At 68.1% G+C, this 14063-nt stretch carries 16 protein-coding genes; 9 read left to right on the top strand and 7 right to left on the bottom strand.

Annotated elements, in window-relative coordinates:
* A partial coding sequence (gene truD / locus Q0X16_RS10280; RefSeq protein WP_297833817.1) for a tRNA pseudouridine(13) synthase TruD occupies window positions 1-575 on the top strand: 575 nt, incomplete at its 5' end.
* Between the two features lie 50 nt (window positions 576-625).
* On the opposite strand, the gene Q0X16_RS10275 is transcribed toward truD, so the two are convergent.
* The 4 genes from Q0X16_RS10275 to Q0X16_RS10260 all read right to left on the bottom strand — a co-directional run bounded on the left by Q0X16_RS10275 (window position 626) and on the right by Q0X16_RS10260 (window position 4257).
* Complete coding sequence (locus Q0X16_RS10275; protein WP_297833825.1) at window positions 626-2332, bottom strand: cbb3-type cytochrome c oxidase subunit I; 1707 nt, start codon at window positions 2330-2332, stop codon at window positions 626-628.
* Entirely contained in the window at window positions 2332-3306 is a 975-nt protein-coding gene (locus tag Q0X16_RS10270; RefSeq protein WP_297833815.1) for a cytochrome c, read from the bottom strand. The genes Q0X16_RS10275 and Q0X16_RS10270 overlap by 1 nt, the downstream gene beginning before the upstream one ends.
* A complete protein-coding gene (locus tag Q0X16_RS10265) occupies window positions 3303-3569 on the bottom strand; it encodes a hypothetical protein (protein ID WP_297833813.1) in 267 nt (88 codons plus the stop codon). Before Q0X16_RS10265 ends, Q0X16_RS10270 begins: the two co-directional genes overlap by 4 nt.
* Before the next feature lie 148 nt (window positions 3570-3717).
* Entirely contained in the window at window positions 3718-4257 is a 540-nt protein-coding gene (locus Q0X16_RS10260; RefSeq protein ID WP_297833810.1) for a hypothetical protein, read from the bottom strand.
* 76 nt (window positions 4258-4333) lie between these two features.
* On the opposite strand from Q0X16_RS10260, the gene surE reads away from it, so the two are divergent.
* The 5 genes from surE (at window position 4334) to Q0X16_RS10235 (ending at window position 8550) form a co-directional block, all read left to right on the top strand.
* Complete coding sequence (surE, locus tag Q0X16_RS10255; RefSeq protein WP_297833807.1) at window positions 4334-5131, top strand: 5'/3'-nucleotidase SurE; 798 nt, start codon at window positions 4334-4336, stop codon at window positions 5129-5131.
* Window positions 5128-5808 carry a protein-L-isoaspartate(D-aspartate) O-methyltransferase gene (locus tag Q0X16_RS10250; RefSeq protein WP_297833805.1) on the top strand — a complete coding sequence of 227 codons (681 nt, stop codon included), beginning with the start codon at window positions 5128-5130 and terminating at the stop codon, window positions 5806-5808. Before surE ends, Q0X16_RS10250 begins: the two co-directional genes overlap by 4 nt.
* The gene (locus Q0X16_RS10245) at window positions 5805-6419 is read left to right on the top strand and encodes a YqaA family protein (protein WP_297833803.1); all 615 of its coding nucleotides are present in this window, start codon (window positions 5805-5807) and stop codon (window positions 6417-6419) included. Before Q0X16_RS10250 ends, Q0X16_RS10245 begins: the two co-directional genes overlap by 4 nt.
* A 14-nt stretch (window positions 6420-6433) precedes the next feature.
* On the top strand, window positions 6434-7201 hold the full coding sequence (locus tag Q0X16_RS10240; protein ID WP_297833799.1) for a peptidoglycan DD-metalloendopeptidase family protein: 768 nt from the start codon (window positions 6434-6436) through the stop codon (window positions 7199-7201).
* A gap of 98 nt (window positions 7202-7299) precedes the next feature.
* Window positions 7300-8550, top strand: coding sequence for a TPM domain-containing protein (locus Q0X16_RS10235; protein ID WP_297833796.1), 1251 nt, complete (start codon window positions 7300-7302; stop codon window positions 8548-8550).
* 105 nt (window positions 8551-8655) lie between these two features.
* Here the strand turns inward: Q0X16_RS10235 and Q0X16_RS10230 are convergent, their stop codons facing one another.
* Genes Q0X16_RS10230 through purM form a run of 3 tightly spaced genes read right to left on the bottom strand, consistent with a single transcriptional unit; the run spans window position 8656 to window position 11031 of the window.
* On the bottom strand, window positions 8656-9327 hold the full coding sequence (locus tag Q0X16_RS10230) for a DUF3108 domain-containing protein (protein WP_297833793.1): 672 nt from the start codon (window positions 9325-9327) through the stop codon (window positions 8656-8658).
* A gap of 43 nt (window positions 9328-9370) precedes the next feature.
* A complete protein-coding gene (gene purN, locus Q0X16_RS10225) occupies window positions 9371-10015 on the bottom strand; it encodes a phosphoribosylglycinamide formyltransferase (RefSeq protein WP_297833790.1) in 645 nt (214 codons plus the stop codon).
* On the bottom strand, window positions 10015-11031 hold the full coding sequence (purM, locus tag Q0X16_RS10220) for a phosphoribosylformylglycinamidine cyclo-ligase (RefSeq protein WP_345780290.1): 1017 nt from the start codon (window positions 11029-11031) through the stop codon (window positions 10015-10017). The genes purN and purM overlap by 1 nt, the downstream gene beginning before the upstream one ends.
* A 155-nt stretch (window positions 11032-11186) precedes the next feature.
* Between purM and Q0X16_RS10215 the strand changes: the two genes are divergently transcribed.
* From Q0X16_RS10215 to Q0X16_RS10205, 3 genes are all read left to right on the top strand, one after another.
* Window positions 11187-12302 carry a DUF2066 domain-containing protein gene (locus Q0X16_RS10215; RefSeq protein ID WP_297833788.1) on the top strand — a complete coding sequence of 372 codons (1116 nt, stop codon included), beginning with the start codon at window positions 11187-11189 and terminating at the stop codon, window positions 12300-12302.
* Window positions 12299-13525 carry an AI-2E family transporter gene (locus Q0X16_RS10210; protein ID WP_297833819.1) on the top strand — a complete coding sequence of 409 codons (1227 nt, stop codon included), beginning with the start codon at window positions 12299-12301 and terminating at the stop codon, window positions 13523-13525. The genes Q0X16_RS10215 and Q0X16_RS10210 overlap by 4 nt, the downstream gene beginning before the upstream one ends.
* On the top strand, window positions 13503-14063 hold a 561-nt coding region (locus Q0X16_RS10205), incomplete at its 3' end, for a DnaA/Hda family protein (RefSeq protein ID WP_297833785.1). The genes Q0X16_RS10210 and Q0X16_RS10205, both read left to right, overlap by 23 nt.

Below are 14063 nucleotides of genomic sequence, written 5' to 3'. Positions count from 1 at the left end.
TGCGCAAGGCGCTGGCGATGTTCGATGGCCGCCGGGTGCGGCGCGAGGAGCGCGCGTTGTTGCTGTCGGCCGCGCGCTCGGAACTGTTCAACCGCGTGCTGGCCGCGCGCGTCATGGCCGGCAATTGGGACGCCGCGCTGGATGGCGAGGTGTGGATGCTGGACGGCAGCCGCAGCGTGTTCGGCCCGGAGCCGATGACGCCGGAGCTGGAAGCGCGCTTGGCGGCGTTCGACGTCCATCCGACAGGCTCGCTATGGGGACAGGGCGAATTGCGCAGCGAGGGTGCCGTGCGCGTGGTCGAACAGGACGCGCTGCAGGACCCGACCGCAGGGCGACTGCGCGTCGGCCTGGAGCAGGCGGGACTGAAGCAGGAACGGCGTGCGCTGCGGCTGCGGCCCGTGGGCCTGTGCTGGCGCTGGCTGGCGGCGGATGCGCTGGAACTCGGATTCAGCCTGCCTGCGGGCTGCTACGCGACCGTGGTGCTGGCCGAACTGGGCGCGGTGGACGATATGGCGGGACTGCGTGAATCGTCCGAAGAAAAAACCGGGGCCCCTTTCGGAGCCCCGGCTTCCTGAACCTGCGCGACGGTGCGGCTTGCGGTTCCGCCGCGTCGTCCCTGTGTTGATCAGGCCGGTTTCAACACCGCCAGCGGTAGTGCGGCGTTGGCTGGGTCCTTGGCGCGCGCTTCCAGCGAGGCGAGGAAGCGCCAGACGAACAGCAGCGTGATCAGCAGCAGTCCCGGATAGCCGACCCAGGCCAGGATGTAGGGCAGGGTCGGGTTGCCGGCGCGCACCGAGGGCAGGTTGAAGCTGAGCAGGCCGAAGGTGATGACGGCGCCGAAGATCCACATGCCCATCAGCCACAGCCCGGCTTCATAGCCTTCGAGGTAGCGGCTCCAGCGTCCCGGCGCGTGCGGCAGCGCCGCCGGACCGGCGTGCGCGTCGGCAGCCGGAGATGCGCTCTGCGACGGAACGCGGTGCCCCATGGTCAGCAGGTCGTAGACGATGATGCCGGTGCCGGTCAGGAACACGGTGCCGAACACCGGAACCAATGCCTTGAAGAAATTCATGGCCGGATAGACGTCGCCGCCGAACCAGTCCAGGCTCAGGGTGCGGTAGATGAAGATCTGCGCGTTGCCGCCCATCGCGAAGGCGAACGCGATCCCCAGCATCCCGGTGAACACCAGCCAGAACGCGGTCTTGCCGAGGCGCTGGTCGAACTCCTTGATCCCGCGCATCACCGGCACCGCGAAGTAGGCGGCGGCGATGCCGAGCATGCCGAAGGTGCCGAACAGGGCCAGGTGGCCGTGGGCCGGCGTGATCCAGGTGCCGTGCGACCACACGTTGGTCAGGGCGAAGGTCATGGTGAAGCCGAGAATGCCGGCGCCGACCTGTTCAAGCACCACCGAACCGAGGATGAAGTAGAACGCCGGGGCATTCTTCAGCGGCTTGCGGTCGTGGTGCGCGTCCAGATAGATGTGCCAGAAGCAGAACACCAGCGGCAGCGGTTCCAGCGCGCTGAACAGCGAACCCCAGAACTGCCAGAACTCCGGCGTGCCGATCCAGAAGTAGTGGTGGGCGTTGCCGATCAGGCCCGACAGCCACACCAGCACCACGCCCCAGAACACCGCGTAGCCGACGCTCTTGACGTTGGCGTCGAACAGCAGCACCAGCAGGAAGCCGATCAGGCTGATGTGGATGACTTCCCACACGCCTTCCACCCAGTAGTGGACGACGTACCAGCGGAAGTATTCGCTCAGGTCCTGGCGTTCGACGAAGAACATGCCGAACAGCCAGACGAACGTGAGCGCCAGCACGCCGATCGCAAGACCCCAGTGGATCTCGTTCCAGTCCTTGCGCGGCGGGAAGGTGCGCCAGACCACGTAGGCCAGGATCGAGAAACCGATCAGGATCACCACGTCGGCGGCGCGTCCGGCTTCCAGGTATTCAAGGCCTTCCTGGATCCACGGCTGGCCCATCCACCAGCCGGCGACGCCCCTGGCGGCAAAGCCCTGCGAGATGAAGTTCCAGATCGTCACGGCGCACAGCGCGTAGAACAGGAACTTGATCAGGGCCGGGGCCGCCAACTCGCGCCTGGACATCAGCGGGCCGACGAACAGGATGGTGCCGATGAAGCCGGACAGGATCCACAGGATGCCGAGGTTGAGGTGCTCGGCGCGGGCGATGTTGAAGTTGAGCGTTCCGGCCAGCAGGGTCGGATCGACGTGCTGCATGGCCAGGAGCAGGCCGAAACCGACCTGGACGATGAACAGCACCGCCATGAGCATGAAGAAGCGCATGCTCAGGCGCTGGGTCTGGTACTGGATCTGCATCACTGGCCACCTCCCTGCAGGCTGCGGATGTAGGCGACGATGGACTTGACCTGGTCGTCCGGAACCGTCGCCGCGTCGTAGGCGGGCATCACGCCGGCGGTGAAGCCCTCGGGCACCTTGGCGTTCGGGCTGCGGATCGATTCGGCCAGGTAGGCGTCGTCGGCGGTGACGGTGTTCCCGTCCGCGAGTCGTACCGGGTGGCCGAACAGCCCGCCCCATCCGGGACCGACCTTCTTCGTCCCGTCCGTGGCGTGGCAGGCGGTGCAGCCCAGTTGCGCGGCGAGTTCCTTGCCCTGCTGCGCGGGATCGGCCGCCGCCTGGGGCGCCCCCGGTGAGGGCGCGGCGCCGGCGTTCGGCGCAGCCGCGGCCTGCGGGAACGGCTTGGCCTGCGGGAAGGCCAGGCCATCGACTTGCGGCTTCGGCGGCCAGCCCATGGTGTTCATTTCCGAGGTGTATTTCAGGAACGCGATCAGCTGCTTGACCTCGGTGCCGGTGATCGGCAGGTTCGGCATGTAGCTGTCGTGGCCGCCGCGACGGGCGATGCGTTCGGCCGCACCCGGGAACTTCTTGAGGTAGGCGTCCATGTCCTTGATGCCGGTGTCGGCCTGCTGGTCGGCGTCCGCCAGATGCACCTGCACGGCGGGACGGGTGGGCCAGCCGCCGGCCGAAGGCAGGAACGCCGCCAGCCACGCCGGTCCGGCGTGCTCGTAGACATTGGTCAGGTCGGGGCCGAAGTAGGCGCCGTTGCCGAGCAGGGTGTGGCAGCCCATGCAGTTGTAGGCCTGGAACACGCGCTTGCCCTGCACCGCGTCGAAATTGGCGTAGTGCACGTCCGAGGGGACGACCTGAGTGCGCGACTTGACGAACGAGGCGAACGACAGCGCCACGAAGATGGCTGCCATCAGCAGCAGCGCACCGAGCGCGCGGCCGCGCTTCCTGCCCTCTTCGCAGGGCTGGCCGGGGGTGCAGGTCATGGCTGTGCCTCCTGCGAGTTGCCGGCGGACTTGGCGGCGGCCTCGGCGTGTTCGAGCGCGTCGTGCTCGAACAGCGTGTGGAGCGCGCCGAGGAACGCGTAGAACACGTAGATCGACAGCAGGAAACCGCCGATGAAGTAGACGTACCACATCTCCTTCGTTACGGCCCAGTAATTGAAGTCGCGCCAGTACGGCCACGACAATGCCGTGGCGGCCACGCTGGCGGCAACGGACAGCCAGAAATCGACGGCGCGTTTGCGCATGCCCTGCTCCCGTTTGGGTTGAGAACGTCGTTGCGGCAGGCGCCCTGAATCCGCCTTGCTGCAAGGACGCGCCACCGTAGCAGTCAGCCGGCGTTCAGCGGATTGACGCAGGTCAAGTGATCGCCTGTTGACGCGACCGCGCCGGGTTTCAGCGTGCGGCAAGCAGGACGGTCAGGACGAGGTTCCCGCGGGGCGTGGGCGCGACGTGGAATGCGATCACCTCGCCGCGATGTTCCAGCGCCCGTTCAAGCGGGTGGACATCGCCTGCCTCAGCGTTGTGCCCCGAAGCCGGCGTTGGCAAAACGATCCGCACGCAGCCCAGCGACTGCCGTCGGCAGTCGTGGAGGAATCCGGAGACTTGTCGCTGCAAGGGGTCCCGCGATCGCGGATCGGGCCGGAATTCCGCCTGGATGGCGAACTCGCCGTGGGCGAGTCGTTCCAGCGTCGGTGGCGGGACGCCGTCACGCAGCCAGCCGCGTCCGTTCGCCTCGGGAATGCCCGAGGCGGCCCATTGCCGGAATTCCTCGCGGGCCTGTTGTGCGTCGCGCAAGGCCATCTTCGCCGCCGGCGCGGGCCGCGGCGGCAAGGGCGGCTGGCCCGACACGGGCAGCGGGCGCACCTCGCCGCGGTCGGCGCCGATCGCCTCGCGAAACAGCCGGCGGTCGTCGTTGTCGTCGTGCCCGGTCATGGCCTCAGCCTACCGCGATCCGATGTTGCATCCGGTATCATGCCGGCATGCACATGTTTCCGGGTTGCTAGGCGCCATGCGGGTTCTCGTCAGCAACGACGACGGCGTCGATGCCCCGGGCATCCAGATCCTGGCCCAGGGGCTGCGCGAGGCCGGGCATGAGGTGCTGGTGGTGGCGCCGGACCGCGACCGCAGCGGGGCCAGCAATTCCCTGACGCTGGATGCGCCGATCCGGGTCGTGCAGTGCGATGAACGCACCTGGAAGGTCTTCGGCACGCCTACCGACTGCGTCCACGTGGCCATTTCCGGCATGCTGGAAACACTCGGTCTGGAGCCGGACATCGTGGTGTCCGGCATCAACGATGCCGCCAACCTCGGCGATGACGTGATCTATTCCGGCACCGTGGCCGCGGCGATGGAGGGGCGCTTCCTCGGCCTGCCCGCCGTCGCGGTTTCCCTGGTGCGGGAAAACGGCAGCAGCGGGCGCCACTATGCCAGCGCCGCGCGCGCGGTCGTGGCCATCATCGAACAGCTCCGACGCGATCCGTTGCCGGCCAGCACCATCCTCAACGTCAATGTCCCGGATCTGCCGTGGGAGTCGATCCGCGGCTTTGCCACCAGCCGGCTTGGCCATCGGAACCGTTCCGGCCCGTGCACGCCGCAGCAGGATCCGCGGGGTCGCCAGTGGTGGTGGATTGGCTTTGCTGGCGACGAACTTGATGCCGGACCGGGCACCGATTTCCACGCCGTGCGCAGCGGCCAGATTGCCATCACGCCGATCCACGTCGACCTGACCCGCTATCAGGCGCTGGAGCAGGTGGCGCAATGGGTGGACGGACTGGCGCCCGCGCCGGTTCCGGAGGATCGGTCATGATCGTCCCGATGCGGCTGCGTCCGGACGATGTCGGCATCGGGATGACCGGCCAGCGCGCCCGCGATCGCCTGATCGACGACCTGCGCGGCAGCGGGATCGGCGACGAGCGCGTCCTCAACGCGATCCGCACGGTGCCGCGGCACCGCTTCGTCGACGAGGCGTTGGCCTCGCGCGCCTACGAGAACAACGCCCTGCCGATCGGCCACGGGCAGACCATTTCGCAGCCCTGGGTGGTGGCGAAGATGACCGAGGCGCTGCTGAACGCGTCGCCCAAGCGCGTGCTGGAGATCGGCACCGGCTCCGGCTATCAGGCCGCGATCCTGGCCGCGCTGGGGCTGGAGGTCTTTACCGTCGAGCGCATCGGCGCGCTGCTGCGTGGCGCCCGCAAGCGCTTCCGGGCGCTGGGGCTGCAGGTGCGCAGCAAGCACGACGACGGCCGGATCGGCTGGCCGGAGGAAGCGCCGTTCGACGCCATCATCGTCACCGCGGCGGGAGCGGCCCTGGTCGAGGCGCTGCTGGAACAACTCGCCCCCGGGGGCGTGCTGGTGGCGCCGGTGGGCGCAAGCGGCGGGCAGGCCCTGCTGCGGTTGCGGAAGTCGGAGGACGGCACCATCCACAGCGAGGACCTTGGTGGCGTGAGCTTCGTTCCGCTGCTGTCGGGGATCGTGGATCGATGAAGCTGTTCGCGCCGATGTATGCACGCGCCATCGCCTGGGCGCAGTTGAAGCGCGCTCCGGCCGTGCTGGGCGGGCTCAGCTTCGCCGAAGCGATCTTCTTCCCGATCATGCCCGAAATCATGCTGGCGCCGATGTGCCTGGCGCAGCCGAAGCGCGGTTTCCGCTTCGCCGGCATCAGCCTGCTGTGTTCCCTGCTGGGCGCCGTCGTCGGCTACTTGCTGGGCCATTACGCCTACGAATGGGTTCGGCCCGCGCTGGACAGTCTGGGTTGGCTCGAACGCATCGACGCCGAGGTGGTGCGGCTGCGCGAGATCACCGCGCAATCTCCGTGGAAGGCGTTCTGGCTGCTGGTGATCGGTGGCTTTGCGCCGATCCCGATGAAGGTGTTCACCTGGGCCAGCGGCGTGGTCGGAGTGCCGATGCTGCCGTTCCTGCTGAGCATGGCGATCGGCCGCGGCAAGCGCGTGTACCTTTTGGCGCTGGCGATCCGGCTCGGCGGCGAACGCGCCGAGCGCGCGCTGCAGCGCTGGGTCGAACCGATCGGCTGGGTGGCATTGGCGCTGATTGCCGGGATCGTCGTTTGGTTCCTGTTGCGCGGACATGCGGCATGATGAGGGCCATGCGCATGCGCTGGATTGCCCTTGCGATATTGGTGACCCTGCTGGCGGCCTGCGGGCACAGCCGGGTGGTGCGTGAACCACGCCACGGACCGTCGCGGGTGGGGCAGGGGCCGGTGCAGGCCTCGCAGCCGCGCTACGGCGCCAGCGTGGTCGTGCAGCCGGGGCAGACCGTGTACCGGATCGCCACCCTGAACGGCATCACCGCGCTGGATCTGGCGCTGTGGAACAACATCCCGCCGCCGTACACGATCTACCCGGGACAGCGGCTGCGACTGTATCCGGCCAACGGCCGCGCTTCGGCATCAACGCGCGGCAATCGGTCTTCAACCCCGCGAAGTGCCCCGGCGCCAAGAGCACCGTCGGTCGCCACAACCGGTGCACCAGCGGTTCCGACGGCCGGGGCTCCGACCTGGCGCTGGCCGACCGACGGCAACGTGTTGACCGGCTTTGCGGCGGGCGATCCGACCCGGCAAGGCGTCGACATCGCCGGTCGCGAAGGCCAGCCGGTGCGCGCCGCCGCCGACGGCGTGGTGGTGTACTCCGGCTCCGGGCTGGTCGGTTACGGCGAACTGGTGATCGTCAAGCACAACGAGCAGTGGCTGACCGCCTACGGGCACAACCGCGCCCGGCTGGTCAACGAGGGAACGCGGGTCAAGGCCGGCGACCAGATCGCCGAAATGGGCCACAGCGGCGCGGCGCGCGACATGCTGCATTTCGAAATCCGCTACGACGGCAAACCGGTGGATCCGCAGGTGTATTTGCCGCGGCGTTGATGGGGCGGAAACCGCGCGGGGTCGGCTGCGGAAGCCGGGGCCCGCGACCTCCGACGAAAGGGGCAGCGGAGGGCGCGGGACGTTGCTATCCTCCGGCCATGACCGAGGACGGAGACAAGGCGAATCCGACCGGATACTCGCAGAAATCCAGGGACGGGCTGGCGGAGACCACCTGCCCGAAGTGCGGCTCGTCGCAGGTCGTGCAGCACCCGGTGACGGGCGAGTGGACGTGCCTGTACTGCCGCGCCAAGTGGGCCGCGACCCAGACCAGGGTGGTTTCGGTCGACGACGAGAACGCGGCGCGCGGTGCCGATATTGCCGAGGGTCGCGTCTTCGTCTGCCCCAATTGCGGCGGCAAGGACCTGAAGCAGGACGGCTACACCGGCAAATGGATGTGCCAGGACTGCCGCAACGAGTTCCTCGACGTCGATGCGCGGATGGTGGTCGTCGAGGCGGGCGCGGCCCAGCGCAAGAACGATCTGGTCATCGATACCGCGAACCTGCTGTCCGATTCGCAAGAAGCCGACCTGCTGGCGTATTTCCGTTCGATCGAATCGGAGCTGGTTGTAGCCGTGGAAACGGTCAACACCGTCACCGAGAACGTCGAGTACTACGCCCGCCGCCGCGCGCAGGAGCTTGGCGTCGGCCGCGACGACATCGACAACGGCGTGTATCTCCTCGTCGTCCTGAATCCCCGGCGCATCCAGATCGTCACCGGCAACGGCGTCGCCAGGAAGGTGAGCGGGTCAGACCTCAATCGCATTTCGAGCCAGTTCATCGCCCCCAGGTTCAGGCAGGCGGATTACGTGGCTGGACTGAAAGCCGGCGTGGCTGAAATCCTGCGGCTCTACAAGCTCCCCGCCGCGGCGTTCGCGTTGCCACCCTCGAAGAAGAGCAGGACCGGCTGCATGGTGGCGATCGCCGTGCTCGTGTCCATCCTCGGCGGCTGCTTCGGAATCGTGCGCTGGCTCGACCGGCAGCCCTACCACAAGTTCACGATCCTCACTGCGCAGGCGTCCGCCTGCGTCGACCATTACTACGTCTATGACGAAGCGGCCGGCGAGCATCGGCTGGCGTCGAAGACGGTGGCGCCCGCGGACAACTGCGTGCGCGAGGAGAAAACCTCCAGCACCTGCGACCAGATCGTCTACACCACCTACCAGAGCGTCGATTGGCACGACGTGGAATTGAGCAGCCGCACGGTTTCCGGGGATTACTGTTCCAGCAGCAGTTCCAGCGGCGGCAGCGGCAGCAGCTTCAGCAGCGGCAGCGACTCCAGCAGTAGCAGCGGCAGCTCCTTTGGAGGCGGTGATTTCGATTCGGGATCCAGCGGCGGCTCGGACTGGTAGGTTTTCGTCGCGGAACGAACGGATCGGGCTTTCGTCGGGAAGCGCGTGTCGCTGTCCCGCCACTTGGGAGGGCGAATGCCTGCGGCCGGTGGCCGTGCGAGGCTTTCAGCGCACCGAGCGCAGCGTCAGCTCCATCTCGTCCTTGCCGTCCTTGCGCTGTAGGATCCGCGCCGGGGTCGGCAATCCATCGACGATCCAGACGATGACCTGCTTGCGGTCGTCGCCGCGCATGACCTTGGTGGCGGTGCGCGACTGGCCGGCGACGGTGATCGTTTCGGTCCCCAGCGTGCGGTAGGTCTGGCTGCGCGCCGATCCATTGTCCACCAGCCGATAGCTCAGCGGCCGGCCTGCCGTCACGTCGCGCACGATGGCCAGGTTCAGCAGCATCCCGTCCATGTCGCCTTCGCGCAGCGGCACCGGCCCGGCACGGTCCGGTTTCACGTCGCCGCTCCAGCGCGCTTCCAGCCGGGCCCAGTCGTAGGTCGTTTCGATCCGCGACTTCTTGAACAGGACCTGCACCGTATCCACGCCCGACAGCGGGCGGAACGTGCCGTTGCGTTCCTCGAACAGCGTCATCTGGCGTGCGTTGCCGAGCCGGTTGCTGATGCCCAGTTCATAGCGCCAGCGGTCGCCGCCGGCATTGCTGAGCGTGATCTTCGCGTTCGCCTGCACGCCTTTCCAGCTGGCGTCGTAATCGGCGACGAAGGGCTGGATCGCCCATGCCGGCAGGCAGGCGAGCAGCAGCAGAAGGGCGGCGGCGATGCGGAAGGATTTCATCGGGATGGGCGTTGAACCGTGGAAGACGGGCGCGGACGCGCCTTCAGGAGTGGGGGAACTCTAGCGACAGCGGAATGTACGCCGGATGACCATCCAGCAGCGGTTGGCTGTCGATCACGTCAAGCCGCCCGGAGGCCAGCAGCCGCAGGACTTCCACGTAGAGCGGATGCTCCACCTGCAGCACGCGCGCGGCGAGGATCTCCTCGTCGTCGCCGGCTCGCACCGGCACCCGCGCCTGGGCAATCACCGCGCCGCCGTCCAGTTCGGCGTTGACGAGGTGGACGCTGGCGCCGTGCTCGGCATCGCCGGCGTCGATGGCGCGCCGGTGGGTATGCAGGCCCTTGTGCCTGGGCAGCAGCGACGGGTGGATGTTGAGGATCCGACCCGCGAAGCGGTCGACGAACGCCGGTCCGAGGATGCGCATGTAGCCGGCGCAGACGATCCAGTCCGGCACGACTTCGGCGATGGCGTCGGCCAGCGCGGCGTCGAAGGCGGCGCGGCTGGCAAAGGTCTTCGGCGGGCGCGCCCAGCGCAGCGGTTCGGCCACGCGCTGCAGCGCCTGTGCATCGGGTTTGTCGGAGAACACGCCCACGACCCGCGCATCCAGCGTCCCGGCGTCGATCGCATCGAGGATCGCCTGCAGGTTGCTGCCGCGGCCTGAGGCGAGGATGGCAAGTCGCAGGGTCATCAAACGATGCGCAGACGTTCGTCGTCGCGTGCCGGCGTCACCTGGCCGATCTGCCAGTGGGCAAGACCGAGCCGGTCGAGGTCGGCTCCGATGGCGGCGGCGGCTTCCGGTGCGGCCATCAGCACGTAGCCGATGCCGCAGTTGAAGGTGCGCCACATTTCCGCGCGCGCCACGTTGCCCTCGCGCTGCAGCCAGTCGAACACCGCCGGCAGCGGCCAGCTGGCGGTGTCGATCTCCAGCCCCAGGCCCGGCGGCACCACGCGGATGATCTTCTCCACCAGCGCGCCGCCGGTGACGTGGGCCATGGCGTGGATGTCATGCTTCGAAAGCAGTTCCAGCACCGGTTTGACGTAGATGCGGGTGGGTGCCATCAGCGCGTCGGCCAGGGTGACGCCGCCAAGATCCAGATCCAGCGGGTTGCCGGCGCGCGCAAGGATCTTCCGGATCAACGAATAGCCGTTGGAGTGCGGGCCGCTGGAGGCGATGCCGATCAGCACGTCGCCGGCGCGCAGCTTGCTGGAGTCGATGAGCTTCGACTTTTCCACCGCGCCGACGGTGAAGCCGGCCAGGTCGTATTCGCCCGGCGGGTACATGTCCGGCATTTCCGCGGTTTCGCCACCGATCAGCGCGCAACCGGCGATTTCGCAGCCCTTGGCAATACCGCCGACCACGTTCACCGTGGTCTCCACGTCCAGCTTGCCGGTGGCGAAGTAGTCGAGGAAGAACAGCGGTTCGGCACCTTGCACCAGCACGTCGTTCACGCACATCGCCACCAGATCCTGGCCGATGCTGTCGTGGCGGTTCAGTTGCTTGGCCAGGATCAATTTGGTGCCCACGCCGTCGGTGCCGGACACCAATACCGGCTCCCGGTAGCGGCCGGCAAGGTCGAACAGGCCGCCGAACAGGCCCACGCCGCCCAGCACTTCCGGGCGCATCGTCGCGCGCACCAAGGGCTTGATGCGTTCCACCACCGCGTTGCCGGCATCGATGTCGACGCCGGCGTCACGGTAGGTCAGGCCGGGTGGAGGGGCACTGGAGGAAGGCGTCACGGCGATCCGATGCGGCGTCGGGAAACCGTCATTTTAGCAGGCAGGGGCCGCAGTCATGGACGCCGGCGCCCGCCTGCGGCACCATTTGCCGGATCGGTCGGACGTTTTGGCAGGGAGCGGTGATGCACGCGAGGTCGCAAGCGGTGAATCGGTGGTGGCTGGGCCTGCTGGCGGCGGCGCTGGGACTGCTGTGGACCGGCAGCGCGCTGGCGCAGCGCACCGAGGGCGACCGCGCGGTGGCGCAGGGTGCCTACGAGGCCGAAGTGCCGGTGCGCAACCAGACCGATGCGGAACGCAAGAAGGGGCTGGCGGCGGCGCTGGCGCAAGTGCTCATCAATGCGACCGGGGACCGGAGCGCGCTCGCGCGTGGCGGCGTGCGCGAAGAACTGGCCAATGCCGACAGCTACGTCGAAAGCTACGACTACCGGCAGGATGAGGGCGTCGGTGCGGCCGGCGCGCCGAGCTACCAGACCAAGCTGGTGGTGCGCTTCAAGCAGGATGCGGTGAATGACCTGATCGATCTGCTGGGTCTGCCGAACTGGCCGCAGCCCCGGCCCAAGCCGGTGCTGTGGCTGGCGATCGACGACGGCAGCGGACCACGGCTGGTCGGACTGCGACAGGCCAACGCCGCGCGTTCGGTGCTGGACCAGGCCCGCGCCCGCGGCTATGCCCTCGGACTGCCGTCCGGCGATGCGGCCGAGCAGGCGGCGGTTGGGGCGATCTGGCGCGGCGACACCACGGCCGTGGCCGCGCTGTCGCGGCGCTACAGCCCGCCGATCCAGCTGGTCGGGAAGATGCGCAAGACGCCCGGGCAGTGGCAGGTGGACTGGATCCTCGTGGATGGCGGCAAGGTGCTGAACCGCTGGCAGACCAGCAGCGCCGATGCGCGCCGCGCCATGGCCGGGGGCGCAGACGGAACCGCGGATGCGCTGTACCGTCGCTATGCGCGGGCGGGCAACGGCGGGGCCGGTGGCACCTTCCGGGTGCAGATCGCCGGCCTGCGCGACGCCGACGATTATCTGCGGGTGGCCGGCTATCTGGGCGGCATTTCGATCGTCAGGCGCATCGCCCCGGTGACGGCCACTCCGGACCAACTCGACCTTGACCTCGAGTTGAGCACCGGAATGGCGAACTTCACCCGCTATGTCGGTCGCGGCAGCGTGCTGGTCGCGGTTCCTGCCGGTGGGGATGGTGGCGATACAGGCGCGTCCGCCCGATTCCGGCTGGCCGGAGGCTGACCATGTCGCGGGACGAGGACCTCGCAACGATCGCGGGATTTTTCCGGCGCCTGCAGTGGTGCGCGCTGGGTGCGGGCATGATCTGGGTGATCTGGCTGCTGGCGCCGGTGCTGGCGCCGTTTGCGTTCGCGGCGTTGCTGGGCTGGATGGGCGATCCGATGGTCGATCGCCTCGAAAAGCGCGGGCTTGGCCGCAACACTGCGGTGATCCTGGTGTTCAGCGCGATCATCGCGCTGATCGTGATCGCCATCCTGCTGATCGTTCCGATCCTCGAACAGCAGATTTCGACCCTGACCGAATCCATTCCCGGTTATCGCGAATGGTTCCTCGGTACCTTCCTGCCCTGGTTCGAAAAACGCACCGGCTTTGAGCTGCACTCCTGGCTGGATACCGAGCACCTTCTCGCGCTGTTGCGCGAACACTGGCAAAGCGCGGGCGGTTTCGCCTCGGTCGCGCTGGGCTACGTGTCGAGGTCGAGCTTCGCGCTGATCGGCTGGCTGGTGAACATCGTGCTGCTGCCGGTGCTGACCTTCTTCTTCCTGCGCGACTGGGACCTGATCGTCGGCCGCGTCGGCTCGCTGGTACCGCGCGACCACTATGCGACCGTCCACCGGCTGGCGCTGGAATCGGACGCGGTGCTGGGCGGTTTCCTGCGCGGCCAGCTCATGGTCATGCTGATCCTCGGCGTCATCTACGGCATCGGGCTGTGGCTGGTCGGACTGGATCTGGGGATCCTGATCGGATTGATTGGCGGGATCCTGACCTTCGTGCCGTATCTGGGCCCGGCTTCGATTGTGGTCCTTGGTGGTCTGGCCGCGTTGGTGCAATTCGGCGATTGGCCGCATCTGGCCGGGGTCGCCGTGGTCTTCGGCATCGGCCAGATCATCGAAAGTTACGTGCTGACGCCGAAACTGGTTGGGGACCGGATCGGCCTGCACCCGATGGCGGTGATCTTCGCGGTCATGGCCGGCGGCACGCTGTTCGGTTTCCTCGGCATGCTGCTGGCGCTGCCGGTGGCGGCGGTGGCCAATGTGCTGCTGCGCTATGCGCAGGAGCGCTATCGCCGCAGCGGGCTGTACGCGGGCGAAACGCCGGTGATCCTGCTCGATGCCGAAGGGTTCGTCGGCGTGCCGGATGCGGACGCATCGGAGGGCGAAGACGCGGGCGACGGCGTTCGGAGCGTCGGCCCGGAACGCGCCGATGGCGGGGATGACGCCGGCTGACGTGGAAACGGTTGGGACGCAATTGCCGCTGGCGCTGCGCGCACCGCCGGACCAGCGCTTCGACCGATTCGTCGCGCCGCCGCCGGGGCTGCTCGATCAGCTGCGCGCGCTTGCCCTCGGGCGCGGTGGCGATCCGGTACTTGTATGCGGTCCGCATTCCAGCGGCAAGACCCACCTGCTGCTGGCCGCCTGCGCGGAAGCCGAGGCGGCGGGCCGGCGCATGGCCTATCTCTCCCTGCGCGGCTTGCGTGGGCGCGTGGGCGAGGCGCTGCAAGGCGTCGAGGCAGAACTGGTTGCGCTGGACGATCTGGATGCGGTTGCCGGGGAACGTGCCGACGAAATCGCGCTGTTCGACCGCCACAACGCCCAGCGCGACGCCGGGCGCGGGATCCTGTATGCCGCTTCCGAGGCCCCCGAAGCCCTTTCGCTGGCGCTTCCCGACCTGCGCTCGCGGCTGGCGCAGTGCGCGCGCTGGCAGTTGCCCCCGCTGGATGACGCCGGCCGCGCGCAGATGCTGCGCCTGCGTGCGGCCGCCCGT

Source organism: Thermomonas sp. (assembly GCF_025993755.1).
GTDB lineage: Bacteria > Pseudomonadota > Gammaproteobacteria > Xanthomonadales > Xanthomonadaceae > Thermomonas.
The sequence above is the reverse complement of the archived record's forward strand: the minus strand, read 5'-3'. Positions and strand labels throughout refer to the sequence as shown.